Origin of the sequence: Imperialibacter sp. EC-SDR9 (assembly GCF_902498805.1) — a bacterium.
Taxonomy (GTDB): domain Bacteria; phylum Bacteroidota; class Bacteroidia; order Cytophagales; family Cyclobacteriaceae; genus Imperialibacter.
In genome coordinates, this window is the sequence record NZ_LR701574.1 from 173,134 (window position 1) to 190,173 (window position 17,040).

14 protein-coding genes are annotated in these 17,040 nt (G+C 43.7%); 5 read left to right on the forward strand and 9 right to left on the reverse strand.

Going from position 1 to position 17,040, the window contains the following annotated elements; all coding sequences use genetic code 11:
• Positions 1 to 4 precede the first annotated feature (4 nt).
• Positions 5 to 1,684 carry a histidine kinase gene (locus GC130_RS02125; RefSeq protein WP_193217736.1) on the reverse strand — a complete coding sequence of 560 codons (1,680 nt, stop codon included), beginning with the start codon at positions 1,682 to 1,684 and terminating at the stop codon, positions 5 to 7.
• Between the two features lie 153 nt (positions 1,685 to 1,837).
• Here GC130_RS02125 and GC130_RS02130 point away from each other — a divergent pair, with 153 nt between their 5' ends.
• Together GC130_RS02130 and GC130_RS02135 are read left to right on the forward strand one after the other, a co-directional pair.
• Entirely contained in the window at positions 1,838 to 2,776 is a 939-nt protein-coding gene (locus tag GC130_RS02130; protein ID WP_201568472.1) for a PD40 domain-containing protein, read from the forward strand.
• 151 nt (positions 2,777 to 2,927) lie between these two features.
• Complete coding sequence (locus GC130_RS02135) at positions 2,928 to 3,827, forward strand: hypothetical protein (protein WP_151996603.1); 900 nt, start codon at positions 2,928 to 2,930, stop codon at positions 3,825 to 3,827.
• A 132-nt stretch (positions 3,828 to 3,959) separates the two neighbouring features.
• Here the strand turns inward: GC130_RS02135 and GC130_RS02140 are convergent, their stop codons facing one another.
• The 5 genes from GC130_RS02140 to GC130_RS02160 all read right to left on the reverse strand — a co-directional run bounded on the left by GC130_RS02140 (position 3,960) and on the right by GC130_RS02160 (position 8,506).
• Positions 3,960 to 4,874, reverse strand: a complete 915-nt coding sequence (locus GC130_RS02140) for an NAD(P)-dependent alcohol dehydrogenase (protein ID WP_151996604.1) — start codon at positions 4,872 to 4,874, stop codon at positions 3,960 to 3,962.
• 339 nt (positions 4,875 to 5,213) lie between these two features.
• Positions 5,214 to 5,912 carry a DUF4386 domain-containing protein gene (locus GC130_RS02145; protein WP_151996605.1) on the reverse strand — a complete coding sequence of 233 codons (699 nt, stop codon included), beginning with the start codon at positions 5,910 to 5,912 and terminating at the stop codon, positions 5,214 to 5,216.
• A gap of 45 nt (positions 5,913 to 5,957) precedes the next feature.
• Positions 5,958 to 6,644, reverse strand: a complete 687-nt coding sequence (locus GC130_RS02150; RefSeq protein WP_151996606.1) for a porin family protein — start codon at positions 6,642 to 6,644, stop codon at positions 5,958 to 5,960.
• Positions 6,645 to 6,765: 121 nt separating this feature from the next.
• A complete protein-coding gene (locus tag GC130_RS02155) occupies positions 6,766 to 7,461 on the reverse strand; it encodes a LytTR family DNA-binding domain-containing protein (RefSeq protein ID WP_151996607.1) in 696 nt (231 codons plus the stop codon).
• Positions 7,454 to 8,506: a sensor histidine kinase gene (locus GC130_RS02160; protein ID WP_151996608.1), complete on the reverse strand. Its 1,053-nt coding sequence runs from the start codon at positions 8,504 to 8,506 to the stop codon at positions 7,454 to 7,456. Before GC130_RS02160 ends, GC130_RS02155 begins: the two co-directional genes overlap by 8 nt.
• Positions 8,507 to 9,062: 556 nt before the next feature.
• Between GC130_RS02160 and GC130_RS02165 the strand changes: the two genes are divergently transcribed.
• Together GC130_RS02165 and GC130_RS02170 are read left to right on the forward strand one after the other, a co-directional pair.
• Positions 9,063 to 10,940, forward strand: a complete 1,878-nt coding sequence (locus tag GC130_RS02165; RefSeq protein WP_193217737.1) for a right-handed parallel beta-helix repeat-containing protein — start codon at positions 9,063 to 9,065, stop codon at positions 10,938 to 10,940.
• Complete coding sequence (locus tag GC130_RS02170) at positions 10,937 to 12,292, forward strand: hypothetical protein (RefSeq protein WP_151996610.1); 1,356 nt, start codon at positions 10,937 to 10,939, stop codon at positions 12,290 to 12,292. The genes GC130_RS02165 and GC130_RS02170 overlap by 4 nt, the downstream gene beginning before the upstream one ends.
• Before the next feature lie 463 nt (positions 12,293 to 12,755).
• On the opposite strand, the gene greB is transcribed toward GC130_RS02170, so the two are convergent.
• The 3 genes from greB to GC130_RS02185 all read right to left on the reverse strand — a co-directional run bounded on the left by greB (position 12,756) and on the right by GC130_RS02185 (position 14,641).
• On the reverse strand, positions 12,756 to 13,271 hold the full coding sequence (gene greB, locus GC130_RS02175; protein WP_151996611.1) for a transcription elongation factor GreB: 516 nt from the start codon (positions 13,269 to 13,271) through the stop codon (positions 12,756 to 12,758).
• 218 nt (positions 13,272 to 13,489) lie between these two features.
• Entirely contained in the window at positions 13,490 to 14,200 is a 711-nt protein-coding gene (locus GC130_RS02180; RefSeq protein ID WP_151996612.1) for a DUF6624 domain-containing protein, read from the reverse strand.
• A gap of 162 nt (positions 14,201 to 14,362) precedes the next feature.
• Positions 14,363 to 14,641 (reverse strand): hypothetical protein, encoded by a 279-nt coding sequence (locus GC130_RS02185; RefSeq protein ID WP_151996613.1) that lies wholly within the window; start codon positions 14,639 to 14,641, stop codon positions 14,363 to 14,365.
• A gap of 903 nt (positions 14,642 to 15,544) precedes the next feature.
• On the opposite strand from GC130_RS02185, the gene GC130_RS02190 reads away from it, so the two are divergent.
• Positions 15,545 to 17,008 (forward strand): ATP-binding protein, encoded by a 1,464-nt coding sequence (locus GC130_RS02190; protein ID WP_151996614.1) that lies wholly within the window; start codon positions 15,545 to 15,547, stop codon positions 17,006 to 17,008.
• The last annotated feature ends 32 nt before the right edge of the window (positions 17,009 to 17,040 follow it).

The following is a 17,040-nucleotide window of genomic DNA, read 5'->3' on the forward strand; positions in this document are numbered from 1 at the left end:
CTCCTTAAGCGTATATTTTTAAGACGTTTTTCCAACCATGGGTTGTCGGTTCGGAGGTGAAATCCCAATTCGAATGATAACTTTCTGTCAAGCGAGCCTTTATGTATTTCAGTCCTGTGCCCTCATCTCTGTCTCTCGATGGTTGCCGCACACCAGCAGCAAACGTCAAAAAGGTAAAACACCTGTACTGACTAGTCGATTCAAATACCAACTTAAATTTGATGCTATTGTCTTCCAAAGGCAAGCTGTGCGTAATGCCATTTTCCAATAGCGTGTGAAGAATGGCAGGTGGGATTTTTTGTGCAAGGTCTATGCCTTCTTCTTCCCAGAAATAGTTGACTTCTTTGCGGTACGCCATAATCTCAAGATGGGTACGACACAGCGCTATTTCTTGAGCAATAGGGATCAGTGTTTGATCTTCTATCTGATTAAATAGATCAAATTCTTTGGCTAGGGCTTCTATGAACAACACTCCTTTTTTGGGAGATTCTTCTACCCAATCTATTAATGAGGTCAGAGTATTCATTAGAAAATGAGGTTGAATGTTCTTTTTTAGCAGTTCTAAACGCAGGCGTGTGGATTGAACAAGCGAAGTTTCATAAGCCAGCCGCTGTTCTTTGATTCTGAGAGAAAGCAAATAGAACATGCTGAGGAGAATAAGACTGAAACCTGCGAACAGGCTTTTGTTAAAGGAAGCGACAAAACTTATAAGCACGGATAATAGTAGCGCCAGCAGCACGAGACGAGCGCCTTTCATTTTTCTGTAAGCCCCAAACACCGCTATCCCAAAAGAAAAAAGCCACATGCTTAAAGTCATATTATTGGCCGTCAATTCGAAATAATCATATTTTGAAAGGAAAATGAACAATAGAACTCCGGCGTAAATGATCAGCAGCAATTTTCGCTTGGGGAAAGGAAACTGCATGGAAAAATAGAGCGGAATCAAAAAAGAAATACCGAGCATCAGAATGCCTATGATCTGTAAACGTATGACATGCAGACTGTAATGAATGGGTACATAGGCCTTAATGAACTCCGCCAGTATCAGGAGAAAAAAGAGAAAGCAGCTTATGCTAAAAATTAGCATTGCATACTCCTTTTTGTCACTTAGGAACAGAAAAAGAAAATAGAAAGAGGCGATGAGAAAGGCTCCTGCAAAAAGATGCATATAGGAAGATTCGATGAGCCTGTCGGTTAATAAATCATCATAATAAGCGATGCCCAGCTCTTCTATTCTTGTGTGATTCGAAAAATAATGGAGACTCGATCGCAAGGCCAATAAATGTTCTCCCGCTTCCGTCAGGTGAGTAGGAATGCTAAAAGTAGCCCACATTTTACCTTCAGGCCCAAGCAAAGCCTCCTGCCCGGGGTTCCCATTTTTCCCAATCATTACCCCATCCCAAAAAACCTCATACTCACCATATGCATGTAACTGAAGGCCATAGGGATGCAATGACTCCGGAGCCTTCAAAATGTCAATTTTAGTTCGGGACCAGAAAACCCGACCGCCATCCACTACAAACCTTCCACTTTTCCAGCCCTCATCATTCCAGTTTTTTGCAGCCCACTCTTGTTGATCTCCTATTTTGAATACCGTCTCGTACCTCTTGAAAACGGGACTTTGGGAGCAAGATGTCACAAGTATCAATGCAAAAAGAAAACAGCGTAACAATCTCAAATTCATTTGATAAGGTTTTACTGACGTAAAGAAACCATTATAAAATGGCTTCTTTGAGTAGTTCATTAACCCACAGAGCAGTTGGCAAATTAAACGATGCACATCAACAACTCTCACAAGAATTTTGATGTATACCCTTCAAAAACTCAATCTCAACTTATGACCATTTTACTCAACTATATCAAACATATCAACAATAGGAGAGGAATGCGGATCACGAAAATGTTCCTATTGGCGAATGTGATCTCTCTCAGTACGGGGCTTGCTCAAGAAAAAATGGAAGGCAACTCTGATTTCCCACTCATGGAGGGGCCCTATATGGGTCAAAAGCCTCCGGGCATGGTGGCAGAACCATTTGCTCCGGGTATCATCTCCAAAGAAGGCTGGGAGCTAGAGGGCGTCTTTGCCCCGGGTATGAAAGAGTTTTACTTCACGAGAGACCTCGGTGAATACACAAGCTACAACCCTGACAATTTCCACCCAACCGTTATTGGCTTCCGGCAGGAAAACAATGTCTGGAAGAAATACACTGAATTCAAGCGGAAAGGTGAAATCGTTTTCTCGCCCGATGGCAATCGCATGTACATGGCCAAAGGGTACAAAGATCGTGTGGACGACGGTTGGTCGGAGCGCAAAAGCCTTGGGCCCATGTTTGACCGGGAAGACTGGGGGATTATGCGCCTGTCGGCATCCGCAAAGGGCACCTATGTTTTTGATGACTACAAAAGCAATGATGCGATTCGCATTTCGACCATCAAAGATGGCGAGCACCAGGAGCCTGCGAGAATGGGGCCTGTGGTCAACTCAGGCAAAAAGACCGCTCACCCATTTATTGCGCCGGACGAAAGCTACCTCATTTGGGATAGCGAGCGGGAAGGGGGCTATGGAGACTCTGACCTTTACATCAGCTTCCGACAAAAAGATGATTCGTGGGGGCCTGCTATCAATATGGGTGACAAGGTCAACTCTGCTCAATGGGATGCCTATGCTACCGTTACCCCTGACGGCAAATACCTTTTGTTTAATAGAAAGGTAGACGGCAGAAATACGGACATCTACTGGGTTGACGCACAAATCATTGAGACTCTCAGGCCCTAATAACAACTCAGCAAAAAAAAGGAAGCAAACATGAAATAGCCATAAGGAAAGTCCATACCCAGCGGATGAATAAAGTCGGAGAATAGTCGACTATCGCTTCCAAAAGGTTTTGGCTATTCCATCTGGCCGCTAAAAAGTAAATTTTATACAGATGAAAGCAATCAAATTACTAATGTTGGCATTTTTCATTTCAATCAATGCAGCTCTTGCTCAAGAAAAAATTGAAAACGATACCAGCCAACCGCCCTTAGAAGATCGCTATTTTGGAGAAAAGCCACCGGGCCTAATTCCTGTACTTTTTGCTCCTGACATTGTTTCTCCAGAAGGACTTTTTGAAGGTGGTAAGCATTCTCCAGATATGAAGGAATACTATTTCACCAGGAAAAATGGAAAATATGAACAACGTACATTTTTTGTTATTCGATATGAAAATGGGAAATGGGGGAACGAAACAGAGACTGATATAAAATGGCCAGGATTCTCTGAGGATGGCAATACAATGTACCTTGGAAAGGAGTATAGCGAACGAACTGCAACAGGGTGGTCTGAACTCAAAAGTCTGGGTGAATTCTTAAAAGATCAGGCACATGGTATGTCGATTTCATCCCAAGGAACCTATTATTTTGCTGTTTATAAAAAGAATGATAGTGGGGTAAATGGCTCTATCTATTATTCTGGTTTCATAAACGGCAAACAAGAAACACCGGTCAAAATGGGTACAGAAATTAATACAGGAATAGATATTGCGCATCCTTACATTGCTCCGGATGAATCCTATTTAATGTGGGACGTTGAAAGAGAAGACGGGTATGGTGGCTCGGATATCTATATCAGTTTTCGAGCGAAAGATGGTTCCTGGCGACCTGCAATAAACATGGGTAGTAAGATAAACACAGAACTCCAGGAAAGCTCCCCATCGGTAACATACGATGGGAAATATCTATTTTTTTCGAGGGGAGAGTGGGAGGTTAGAGAAGATGGAAGTACCAATTGGGTAGGAAAACCTTATTGGGTGGATGCTCAGGTCATTGAGAATCTCAGACCCCGATAACAACGTAGAGTACATAGGTAAACAGTAACCGACAACCGGGCGCACATTTAATTCTCACCAGAGTAGTTTGCAGGCAACAGCTCCACTATGGACCTGTTGCCTGACATTTTTCAGTCAAAAAAGCTCTTTCTTCTAGCTCGCACGCCCTTCGTTAGCAATCACATTGATCACCACATTTCCCTTTTTTCGAAATGACTCCACATAGGAATGCGCTTCCCTGATTTGTTCCAGGCTGTATCGTTTATCAATGACTGTGATCAGCTTTCCGGCCTCAATGAGGTTTTTCAGCACTGTCAGATCATCATCCTTTGCCTTCGCATTGCCGGCTACGGAAACGTACTTTCCGGCTGGTTTCAGCAAATGCCGGAGCTGCGATTTAGTCGCCTTTCCCACGGCATCAAAAACAATGTCGAAGCGTTCAGGCGTCGTTGTGTGTTCATCTTTTGTATAATCCAGAATGGACTCAGCCCCCAGCTGGGCAACCAGCGGGATGTTTGCCGTGCTGCACACCCCCATCACCGCTGCCCCAAAAGCCCTGGCAAGTTGCACACCAAAGGTGCCTACGCTGCCTGATGCACCATAAATCAATACTTTGTCGCCAGGTTTGATGCCTCCCTGCCTTAAAAACCTCAGGGCCGTCAACCCGCCGACAGGAACCGTAGCAGCTTCTTCAAAGGTCATGTTCGAGGGTTTTATGGCCATCAAATGGTTGGCGGGTAGGCAGGTGTACTCGGCATAACCGCCAAACCTCAGGCCACAAGAGGCGAAAACAGCGTCTCCCTTTTTAAAGGCCCGCACTTTGTTTCCGGCTTCTTCAACGACCCCGGCCAACTCAAAGCCCAGTATTTTCACCCGCCTGGGTTTAAATAGCCCATTGAAAAGCCGGGCCAGGAAGGGGTCTGCTTTTCGCAAGCGCCAATCGCCTGCCGTGACCGTGGTAGCGTAAATCTTTATCAGAACCTCATTTTCCTTTGGGGTTGGTTTATCCACTTCTTTTAGTTCAAGCACATCGGGTGAACCATATTTGTCATAAACGACAGCTTTCATTCGTCAAAATTTAATTATGTGTTAGTCTTTTTTAAAAGGAACCCTGGGCAAAAGGATGGCCCTGTTTCAAAAGCCCTGAACTCATGCCAGGTTGAGCCTTCAAAAAAATGTGTCAGGTTGAGAGGTAACAATTGGGCCACCGCAAAAATTGAGATGACATGATTCGAAATGTTAAAAGAATGTATCAGATTGAGCCCCTTCCAGGTCGGTGTCGAAATCCACACATTCTTTGGAAAGCTTAGTAACACGTCATCGGTAGCCTGTCGAAACCCACGTTTTTTTTGAAAGCTCAATGCGACATTATTTTTGCATTGCCCGGGTTATTGAACCTTCTGCTGATTACCTCAGGGGTTTTAAAGGCTGTGGCGCAAGGTTCGCTATAGCTGACGGTTTGAACCCTTTACTTATCAGGTAAATCCCCAGCGAAAGCTCAAAGCCAGCCACCAGCACAGCGCTTAGCCCGGCCAGGGGATCCCGTTGCCCGATCAGGCCGAACATTACCGAAAAGGTGCCCGCCAGCAGCACCGGCCCGCCAATGATCCCAATGATGGACAGCCCTCTGGGCACAAGGCGGGACTTGAAGAGCAAGATGCCAAGCACAACATCGTTGATGGCAGGCATGAAGCTCTGGCCTATCAGAAACATGCGGTCATACATCGTCACAAGGGTACGGCTGATATCCAATGCCCCGGCCCCGGCACCCGACTGATGCAGTGCCACCACCGTAAGCAGGAACATCACCCCGACAAAGATGGTAGCCGCCTCCAGCACCCTGAAGCCGACAAGGCTCAGTGCCATGCCCTCGTTTTGCTTTTTCAATACCGGATAAAGTGCCACTGCCGTGCCAATGCCGGTGAGTGCCACCACGATCTCCAGGATACCCCCGATGAGAACGGAAGTATCCGGAAATGAGCTGACAACGTAGTTTACATCGTGCACCGACCCGTAAAGCGCCAGGGTAGGGGCGGATACGAAGGTGAGCAGGTACAGTATGCCCGCCGCCAGCGAAGCTTTTCTGTTTGAATCTAATGCTTTCATCAGTTTTGAATTTTGTTACAGTCAGATCAATGCACTGGGTGCCGGTTATCTGGCAAGCGGATTTGACTTCCAGGGCTGGATGAAATACACACTGATGTTAAGGTTGCGGTTGTACAGTTGATCGTTGTGAGCAATGTTGGTCAGCCCATGAGCATACCGCACATCCAGAGCGTACTGCTTTTGTTTGATGCGAAAGGTGAGTCCACCACCTACCTGAACGCCTGCCTCAAGCCGCTTAAGTCCCTCGTCACCATCAAATGACACTTTGGTTGACGTTCCATCCGACTTAATCTTGCCGCCGAAGTTGTAGGCGAGCGAGGGGCCTGCATTGACATGGAATTTACCAAAATGAAACCTGGCCAGCACGGGTGCCTCTACTGCATGCAGCCGCAGCGTTCCATTCTCAGTGGTCAGGGGGTTGTACGATCCAAGCTCACCGCCTTTCACTATATAGTACACCTCCGACACCATTGAAAAATGGGAAGAGATGCCACCCTGAAAAGCCAGGCCCGCCTGGAGAGACATGACTGGCTTTTCATTGCCACCAATAGCTTTATTGCCTTTTTCGTGGTTCAAGCTTGTGGCTGCCAGATTAAGCAATGGATGCATGTACGTGACGGGCGCTTTTTTGTAAGTGATATGAGCCGACGAACTGTCAATAGTTTGAGCCATTGAGCTTCCGGACAAGGCAACCATACCTAGTACGATGGCCTTCTTGATTGTTTTTTTCATTGTTCCTTGGTTAATTTTTAACAAAGGAAAATGAGCGGCACGGGCCCTGAAATTTTATTATGCAACAGCCGCAAAGATGTCTGCATAGTGCCGCTTTTAGTCTGCGAAATAAATAGGGAAACTACGCCCTGCTTTGGATCAGGTGGTAAAACACGTCCTTGTAAGTATCGGAAATCGGTATCAGCTGGTCGGCTATCCTGATGCGGCCACGCTCTACCGATACAATTTTGCTCAACGACACCATGTACGACTTGTGCACCCGGCATATTACGCCCGGCGGAATCAGTTTTTCGAACTCGCTGAAATTCTGCAGGGTCATGATCTTCTTCGTTGGCGTATGGATCCTGCGGTAGTCACGCATCCCTTCGATGTAAACTATTTCATTGAGCATGATTTTTTCAAGCCGGTTTTCCGTTTTCACGAACATAAACTCCGGGGCCGGTTCCGAATGGCGGTAGGAGAGGTTCTCCTGCGCTTTGTTCACGGCCTGTATAAACCGGTTGAACGTAAACGGCTTTAGCAAGTAGTCCGTTATTTTCAGCTCATAACCTTTCAGGGCATACTCCTGGTAGGCAGTGGTAATGATCACCTGGCTGCTGATTTTTGTGCTCTCCAGGAGCTCTATTCCGGATAGCTCGTCCATATTGATATCCAGAAAAAGCACATCCACTTTGTGGCTGTTGAGATAGGCGAGGCCGGTGAGGGCGTTATCAAATGTGGCGCTCAAATGCAGGAAGGGCACTTTTTCTACAAAGCCCTTTGTTTTCTCCAAAGCAAGGGGCTCGTCTTCAATGATCACGCAGGTATATTTATCCATGTTGAATGGCCAGGTTTACACAATATAGCTCATTGTCGTTATCCACTACCAACTCATGCTTGCCAGGGTAAATAAGGCTTAGCCTTTTCTTTATCAGCTCATTGCCAAGGCCCCCGTGTGCCTGAGGAGCCATTTTTGAATCGTATTTATTGCTGCAGGTCAGCCGTACGTTGGCGTCGTCAATGCTGATCTGTATGGTAATGGCATTCTCCACTTTTTTGTTGGTGGTATGCTTAAAAGCGTTTTCGACAAAGGGAATAAACACCATGGGAGCAATCACCTTATCGCCAACCGTGCCTGCTATCGAAAAGTGGACATAGGTTTCATTGGCCGTCCTTATTTTTTGCAGGGCAATGTACTTTTCCATGTATTCGATTTCCTTCGATAGTGGGATTTTATCAGCCCTGGTTTCATAAAGTACAAATCGGATAATGTCGGACAGCTTGTTCAGGTAGTCGGAGGCCAGCACGGCGTCTTTCAGTATCAGCGAATCGATATTGTTGATGGTGTTAAAGAAAAGATGGGGATCAAACTGGTTTTTAATCAGCTGTAGCTCCATCTCGTGGTTTTTCTCCCGCAGAGCCTCCTTCAGTTTTATCTCATTGAACCAGGTAACAAATCCCTTCATCACCAGGGCCACGCCTCCGCTCACCAGGCCAATGACCGTCATGACCACGATGGTTTGAAGCGCCGTGGATCTGCCATGCCGTCCTCCCTCATCCATATCATAAATGCGGCCTGTCTCAATAAAAAAGCGGATTAAAATATAGGCCACTATGCCAGCCAGGATGGCGATCAGCAATCCGATAAAGATGGCTTGAAGAATTTTCTTCTTCTGGAGGTACCTGGGAAACAGAAAATAGTAGTAGGAGTAAAAGCACAGGGCGGACGGCACAGCAGCAAAAAGCAGCACACTGTACAGCGCATTCATCAGGCGACCCACATCATGATGGCTCCGATAATACAAGCCCAGTGCAATAAACACCAGCAGGAAGTAGCAGGCCCAAAAGCCCACATGAAGCAAAATGACGAAGGGTCGTTTCATAGCGAAATGTAGCGAATAAAACGAGATTCAAAATCAGGTGAGGGTGGTGAAAAATAGTCGGGGGGCACGCTAATTCGGATGGCAAAAGAGTGTTGGCAGAAAAACTATTAATTGCCTGGGTGCAAATCATTATATTAGTTATATAAATATAGCTTTGGTTTCGGGCGGGATTGATAGTTTTTTCTTTAAGGTGGGCCTTTCTCCTTATTAGGTGCACACATCTCAATTTTGACATAAATGATAGCACTTTTTTGCCATTCCTGACTGCCTAAGCTTAGGCACACGTAGTTTGGGCAGGGGGGAATGGAAAATGCGTGCGGGTTATATAAGGTATTTACTATTGCGTCAACTCCTTTTACTGCTGCTTTCTTTGGTTAAATCTAACAAGCCACCTTTCGCATTAACAAGTGCGGAAGAGTACGTTTCTAATGAAAATTATATTGCCGGTTGTGGATAATTCTCTTTTTGATATTTTTGCCTACCTTTTCTGAATATTATGCTGCGATGTGCCACTCGGTTTCTTTTTATCCTCAAAATTTTAATTAGTTCGACATATTTGGCCAGTGGCCAAATCCATATCATTTCGGATGAAGTTTGGGAAGCGGATACAGTCCACGTAAATCAGAATTTAATCATTGATCAAGGGGTAACTGTCACCATTAATTCTGGGACGGTAGTGGTGTTTGACGATCAAAACTTTATAGATGTTTACGGTAACTTATTCATCAATGGTTCGATTGAAGACTCAGTCAAATTAACCGCTCCAGACACCTCGTGGGTGACACAAGGCCCGAGAAAAGCTTTATACGGGTGGGGTGGGTTATTCGCATATGAAACCGGGGCGATCACTGCAAAGTATACTATTTTTGAGAAGCTCGGCCATTCACATCATTCACATCATGGATACACCCTAGTGGGTCGACTTCGTAATGAAAGTACCAATGCTATGACGTTCGAAAATTGTCGATTCAACCTTAAACGAGACCTCAATCAGGTATCAGAGGGTTGCTCAATTGAGTCGAGCAATGCTGGAGGAGTTGTAATAAAAAAATCAATATTTGACGATAACAAGGGAGCTGGCTCTCTCATCGATGTTTCTGCCTCGGACACACTCATTATTCTTGAAACAGAGTTTATCAATAATGACATTTTTGGTAACCTAATTTACTCGGCTTCAACCTCCTTTCAAATAAAGGGCTCCCATTTTGAAAATAATAGGGTTCGGTCACTTCTAGTAGGACTAATTTATAGCTCTAGCTCGTCATTCGAGGAGAACATCATTACAAAGAACTCTGGCGCTATTTCCCTGACAGGAGTTTCCTCTTCAATATTCTTTAGAAACAACTTATATACGCACAACGGTGGACAGATCTATTTCGAACTTGGAAATAATATTATAACAGGTAATGTTTTTTTTAGTAATCACTATGATGATCCGTATGATTTCTTCCCTAATGACTATGAAGGGATTGTTAGGATTGAGCTTACCGAATCATCTGTGCAGATAATTGCCAATAACAGTTTTATTGATAATAATTCGACTGCGTTTAAAATGTGGGCAGTTAAAAAATACACGATAGTCAACAATATATTTTACAACAACTACCCTTCAGACGGCACACTGCCCAAATCCGAGGATCTGCAGAGTAGTGATGAAAGGGTTTTCAAGTATAATATCTATTCTTCAGACATTGGTTTAGGGGGCGAAGGCAATTTGAATTCAAACCCTAGGATAAATGAAGTTCTGGACGGCTTTTCTCTAGCAACTAATAGCCCTGCGATCGACAAGGGAGACTCCCAGTATGCCAAGTACTTGTTGCCATTGGATGCACTAGGCAACCCTCGGATTGATGGCGTAATTGATATCGGAGCAATTGAATGCGACTGTGACTATCTGCCTTTAACCGATATTAATATATCCAATTACTCATTGGGCCAATGGGAAATTGGTCGGGAAGCTGCTTATTTCACAACCACAGACCCTTATGACCCTAGCGTAGTCACTTTCTCTCTTAAAGAAGTCAACGGAGTAAATAATAATTATTTTACTATTGATGGGGATAGGCTCTTTTTGAAAAAAGCACTAACGACAGAGAGCCTACTAAGGATAAAAATTCGTGCTGAGCACATCAGTGGTGGCTGGCTCGAAAAATATTTTGACTTAACAGTGGAATCGACATTAACAAGTCTAGGTGTCCCTCAGAACCTTGGGCTGAAAATTTTTCCTAATCCCACACATCAAATTCTCTATGTTAATAACCTGGCGCCAGGTACCAAATATTCAATCTTATCTACGAGCGGTGTAAAAGTGGATTCCGGTTATTTGACTCTGGGTTCAATCGATGTTAGTGAACTGTGCGATGGGCTTTATATCCTTCTCGTTACTTACGGAAATAGGGCAGAGGCAACCAAGTTTTACAAACTCAGGCAATGAAACGGTTATTCACCTACATCATATTGATAGCAGTATTTTTTTCTTGCGGAGACGACGATCCGGGTATCGAACCATATGATTTTTTAATAAAACCTCATAATAGTAACAATGAACTTTACGTCGGAGTACCGGTGGAGTTTCTAATAAAAGGAAAGGGTGGGGGGCAAAAATCTTTTAGCAAGATGGATCTTTTTATCGACCAGGAAGAGGTGAGTTTAAACCGTCAACGGTACTCGTTTGACAGCCCCGGAACATATCAAATAAACGCTAATGTAGCAATTGACAGCATTTTGTATAAAATCGATACGCTCTTAAACATTACCATAGCTCCACCGATCTATATCACTCAGAGTAGAGCAGAAAAGGTCCTTTTTAGTTGGAAAACTGATACAATCTATAATATACTCTTGAGTACTTATTATGGGAATAGTGCTCGTGATTACGAGGTCCTTTCCATCAATGAATCATTGCAGCAACAGGGTACTAATGGTAAGATCAGCCTTGATACCTATCCAGAATTCTACGGCTTCGGTGCCTCAACATCTGGAAGACTAGTTTTGGGGTACAACCAACAACTCGCCATATACAGTCCCACCCTTTCCTTAGAACGGAGAATCGGTTTCAATTATGGTAAGTCTCCTCGCAAAATTCTTGTACAGGACGATGATACGTTCTTGTTGTTCGATTCGCTGTCACATATTGTAGTAAGAAGCCTGAATATGAATACCGGACAACTGGTTGGGGGTGAGACAAAATTTGTCGGCGTTGATGACATGACTGTTTTTAACTACTTCTTTCTTGGAGAACAACGTGTAGCCACCTACTATGTGAATGAGGACAATTCAAGGTCACTCATAATGGCTAGTCAGATTGGTGGTGACTTTGAATTCGTTCATTATTTTCAACCGTTCGTGTCTGTTAATGGGCTCAATTCCATCAGTAACGGAGAGTTTATTATTAATAGTTATAAATCGCAGGAAAATAAAATTGCCATCATTGGAGTAGATGCATCAGGAGTTGTGAATTGGACTCGACAAATTAACATGGATGTTATATACAATCGAGAAAGATTTGATTTCCGTATTCGGGTCTTAGAATTGAACGGCTTCATATACGTTTTCTTTGACAACATGAGATGCGTGAAATTTTCTCTCCAAGGTGCACTAGTTTGGGACAAATATTTTTACGCCACTAGCGCTCAATTTAGAGAGGTGCTCGCCACCCCGAGCGGAGAAATTGTAATGCTCGGCACACGTCAGATGGATGATCCAACTATCGACTACTTGCTACAAACAGACGTCATTGCTATAAAAATTAATGCCGATGGGTTCAGAGTTGGGGTTGGTGAATAGAGATTGTGTCGTGGTTTATTCAATTGTCTCACGGAAGCAAACTCGGTCGGTTTCCGGATTTGTTGCCGTGCAAGACCGATATCTTTGAAAAAAGTAAGAGCCCAGTCGTTTACGCCAGCGCCTTAACGCACGGCTTGAGCCGGACTGAGCGTTAGTAAACCATTCAGTGAGTGGTTTTAGCGAAGAGACAGAAAGCGCAGCGTGCAAGCAAGTGGTTTGGCTGTAGATCTTCGTATCGTACACGCAAATCTCACGAAGCTCATTTGCAGGCAACTGTTCCACGACGGATCTGTTGCTTAGTGTCGGCCAGTTGCTAAGCCAGCGTGGCCCGGGCATTTCGGCGGGAAAAAGAGCGTTGGCAGAAAAACTACTAATACCATTGGCAAAGGGCACGGCCAGCGTGGCCCGGCCAGCGTAAGCCCGGGCGTTGGCAAAGCAGCTCCAGAGATCTATTTTGGTTATACTACTTCTGATACTCTATTTTAAGAATTTTCCATACAAAATCACCCATTTTGGTTTTAACTATAGCTTCATCTCCCACAGTTTTACCAAGGAGTGCTTTAGCCATTGGGGAGTCCATAGAGATATACTCTTTGTTACCTATTAACTCTTCGTAACCCACAATGCGAAGGCGGTTTTGAAGACCTTTCTCTTCGTTTTTTATTTCTACCCAGGCGCCAAAATTCACTTTTCCTTCCTGGTTGGGGTGGTAGTCAATAATTTTAAAGTCGTCAATACACTTACGCAAATAGCGAAGTCGATTATCAATTTCCCGAAGACGTTTTTTGTTGTAATGGTAATCGGCATTTTCTGAACGATCTCCTAAACTTGCGGCCCATGCAACCTTAGCGGTCACTTCCGGACGTTCAACTCGCCACAAGTGATCATGTTCTTCCCTTAATTTTTGAAGGCCTTCGGAAGTAATCATTTGCGAGCGATTGAGTTTTGGTAGCGTTGATTCCGGGATTTTTCGCCTCATAATAAATGACCTTGGTTTGACAACTTTCGCAAGATAATAGTTCAGGGGTAGGGTTAATAGTTTTTTCGTCGGCGCAGGCCTTCCTTCTTTTTAGATGCGCTCATAAGAATTTTGATACGTATGGTAGCAATCTTTTGCCTTCCGACGGCTATCGGGATGGGCAGGAGGGAAGGGTTGAGGGAATGGGAAATGTGTGCGGTTAAGCAACTCTTACAATATCACTTAATTTTAACTAGCCCAATTAATTCACGGTGATAATTAATTGAATCAATGCTTTGACTTATCTCTGGAAAAATAATTCCATTTCCACTCTTACGGAAACTATTATAGGTTCCATAAATCTGCTTTTCGCCACATCTTACATATATTTGATCTACTAACAATGCATAGTCTTGATATGAAATAATTGAATCATTATGGGCAAATTTTAGATAATACAAGCTTTTTGTTAAAAACTCTCTATCAGAATTATGAAACAAAGTATACCAAATCGCATCATGTGCTTTGGAGTCCATTTTCCGGGTATCTGGATATCCTTTATTTATTAGGATGTATTTAACAATTTCTTTATTTATTTCGTCATTTAGCATTATCTTCTTCCAAAAAGACGTTGATTTCCATTCATCTCCTTTTCTATCAATTGCCATAAGGCTATCTCTAAATTCTTGATCTCTGAGATATACTTTTTTTAACAATGATTCGAGGCAGCTATGACATAATAAATTTTCTTTATTAAGACTAGTCATCAAACTATCGTAATTAAATTTTGATTCTTTTTGTGGGAAAAATAATTGATTGTAGGATTTCTTTAAATTAGTTGGAGGTATCTCCATTTGGTCTTTTCGGTTATTTTCTTTACGACAAGAAATGAGTGATATGATTATTACTATTGTAGACATACCAACCAACACTATCATGAATCTTTTCATCAATTCCCATTTATCAATCCTAAAGCAATTATTTGTAAATATTTCTTATTGTTTTAATACAGCAGGCATTGTAAAGGTTTAAGGTATTTAATCTAACTTATCGACCTATCTAATATAACCGGTTTAACATTTATATCGAGATAAATAATAGTCGGTAAAACGTTAATTTTCAATTCTTATCCAACAGTAATTTCCTCCAGAATCGGTTGTCATTTGGCCTCCATCAAGCCAATCTGCTTCAAGCTTAACAAGTCTAGGGCCCATAATTTTACCGGCTCTAGGGTGACCTGGGGGATTCTTAAAACCACCAAAATATGGAGGATTACCTTTGTTGATTGGTTTACCTTCAATCACAAACTTAATCCAGGTAACTTTTGCCTTTCTATCAGATTTCCATGAATCACGTCTAACATAAAAACCAAGTTGGTAATTGTTATTCATATACATCTGATAAATGTTAATTCGCCCGGAGCTCATATATAAATATAGTCTGATAATGCTTTCTAATAAAGTGTCGGTAAGCAAGTGGTTTGGCTGCACTTATAGGCGCTGAGAAATGCATAGCATTCGCCAGGCACATTTGAAATCAAACCCAGCCCGCCTGGCAAATGGGTAGCATTCGCCAGGCACATTTGAAATCAAACTCAGCCGCCTGACAAATGGGTAGCATTCGTCAGGCACAATTGAAATCAAACCTGACCGCCTGACAAATGGGTAGCATTCGTCAGGCACAATTGAAATCAAACCTGACCGCCTGACAATCCAATATTTGAAAAACTCATTGGGTTTATATCGTACACGCAAATCTCACGAAGGTTCTTTGCAGGAAACTGTGTTCCTGTACGGAGCTGTTGCTTAGCGTCGACAGTTGCCACAGCCTGCGTGACCCAACCATTTTCGGCGGGCAAAAAGGGCGTTGGCAGAAAAACTATTAATAGCCTGAGCAAAGGGCACGGCCAGCGCCAGCCAGTAGCGTAGGTTGAAGTTCCTCTACTAAAAATGATTCGTTGTGAGATTCGTGATTTGCTTTATCGTGCACGGCCAGTGCTAAAACCGATCGTTATCGTACTGCGTAGCGATAACTGATTTTATGATAACCAGCAGAGCTGGGCGCAAATCACCATGTTTGTTATATAATTTATATTATGTTAAATAGAATTGTCAAATACTACACTATTCTTTCCTCACTTCAAATCAGCTGTTCATCGAATCAGGCATCTCGTTCATCTATAACACGCTGTCCTGCCGGTTACTATATGGCGCTGAGACGTATTTTTTATCAAACACTTGATCGTTATCTTTGTATGAGACAGCTATTGAAATTTATACCTACCTACTTTACTTATGACTGCAGATAAGAAACCATACCTCATCTGGTTGCCTGTTGCGCTTGTTACGGCCCTGCTTTCGTTAAGTATCTTCTACACGTACTACAACCAGCAAGTCATCAATAGCAATCAGAAGATTCACCAGCACGCTGAAGAAATCCGCAGCAACGTGTCGGAGCTTCTCTGGGGCACTATTCACGGCATCGACATCGGTCTTCGTGGCTACGCCCTCATTCCAGAAAAACGTTTCCTTCAGCCTCTGGAACTGGCTCTTGCCGATAAAGATTCTTTGTTTCAGTTGGTTGAGAAAGATTTGCTCACTCAAAACTTTCCCATGGCGAGCTTCTACCAGTTTCGTGATTCGCTAGATGCCTATATAGCGCTGTCAATGCGCATGAAGGACAATGTGACTAACGGCCAGATGAACACATTCATCAAAGAGCTTAGCGCTGACCAGGGTTACGGACTTTGGATAATGTATGAAAAATTTAGTATTGCCGTTGATGATTTTGAGAATGCTATTAAACTTCAAGCTGCTCAGCGGTCTGAGGCGGCCATCAATAATCTCTATTTGGTTCAAGTGGCGCTTTTTCTGGTGCTGGCCCCTACCATGATGCTTTATGTGTATTACTTTCGCAAGTCGCTGAAGGTATCACACGAGCTGGCCGAAACTGAAGCGGCTCGGTCTGAGCTGGTCAGGAAACAAAACGAAGACCTGGAAAAACAGGTTGCGGAACGCACCAACGCCCTTCGCATGCAAATGGGCATCATCCAGTCGCAGCACGAAGAACTCACCACAATCAACCAGGCCAAAGATAAGATTTTCTCTGTATTGTCTCACGACCTGCGTGGCCCCCTTAACAACCTGCAAAACGCCATCATTGGTTTCCGGCACAACATCTTCTCTCCTGAAGAATCGGACGATTTGCTGAAGAAGCTCGAGTCAAACTTTGAGCAAACCAACGAACTGCTCAACAACCTGCTGCTTTGGTCGAAGAGTCAAATGAAAGGCATTTCTCTTGATAAACAGGAATTTGATCTCTCTGAAAGTGTGCTTGACCTCACAAAGACTTTCAGTGACTCGAGCCAGGCGAAGAAGATCACCATCACCACCAGTTCCGATGAGCACCTGCCGGTGAAAGCAGGAAAGGCAATGATTGAAATGGTGATACGCAACCTGATCAACAACGCCATCAAGTTTACACCCGAAGGAGGCGTCATCAATATCCATGCTGAAAGTAAAGAAAACAGCGCTGTGGTAGAAGTCTCCGATTCTGGCGTAGGCATGAACAACGAAACGGTCGACATTATTCTCAATAAAGGCTATGTGGCCAGTACCCCCGGCACCAACGAAGAAAAAGGCTCAGGCATGGGGCTCATGCTGGTCAAAGAGTTCATCAAGCTGCATCACGGCACGTTCGAAATTATCTCCAAACAAAGCCGAGGCACCACGATAAGGTTCTCAATTCCTAAAAACTAATTTGTTAGTTGTTGTGTGCTTCATGAATGCAC

Excerpts from the sequence above, each read along its gene's own strand:
- GC130_RS02125 (WP_193217736.1), bottom strand. The coding sequence starts at position 1,684 with ATGAATTTGAGATTGTTACGCTGTTTTCTTTTTGCATTGATACTTGTG.
- GC130_RS02130 (WP_201568472.1), top strand. The coding sequence starts at position 1,838 with ATGACCATTTTACTCAACTATATCAAACATATCAACAATAGGAGAGGA.
- GC130_RS02135 (WP_151996603.1), top strand. The coding sequence starts at position 2,928 with ATGAAAGCAATCAAATTACTAATGTTGGCATTTTTCATTTCAATCAAT.
- GC130_RS02140 (WP_151996604.1), bottom strand. The coding sequence starts at position 4,874 with ATGAAAGCTGTCGTTTATGACAAATATGGTTCACCCGATGTGCTTGAA.
- GC130_RS02145 (WP_151996605.1), bottom strand. The coding sequence starts at position 5,912 with ATGAAAGCATTAGATTCAAACAGAAAAGCTTCGCTGGCGGCGGGCATA.
- GC130_RS02150 (WP_151996606.1), bottom strand. The coding sequence starts at position 6,644 with ATGAAAAAAACAATCAAGAAGGCCATCGTACTAGGTATGGTTGCCTTG.
- GC130_RS02155 (WP_151996607.1), bottom strand. The coding sequence starts at position 7,461 with ATGGATAAATATACCTGCGTGATCATTGAAGACGAGCCCCTTGCTTTG.
- GC130_RS02160 (WP_151996608.1), bottom strand. The coding sequence starts at position 8,506 with ATGAAACGACCCTTCGTCATTTTGCTTCATGTGGGCTTTTGGGCCTGC.
- GC130_RS02170 (WP_151996610.1), top strand. The coding sequence starts at position 10,937 with ATGAAACGGTTATTCACCTACATCATATTGATAGCAGTATTTTTTTCT.
- greB (WP_151996611.1), bottom strand. The coding sequence starts at position 13,271 with ATGAGGCGAAAAATCCCGGAATCAACGCTACCAAAACTCAATCGCTCG.
- GC130_RS02180 (WP_151996612.1), bottom strand. The coding sequence starts at position 14,200 with ATGAAAAGATTCATGATAGTGTTGGTTGGTATGTCTACAATAGTAATA.
- GC130_RS02185 (WP_151996613.1), bottom strand. The coding sequence starts at position 14,641 with ATGAATAACAATTACCAACTTGGTTTTTATGTTAGACGTGATTCATGG.
- GC130_RS02190 (WP_151996614.1), top strand. The coding sequence starts at position 15,545 with ATGACTGCAGATAAGAAACCATACCTCATCTGGTTGCCTGTTGCGCTT.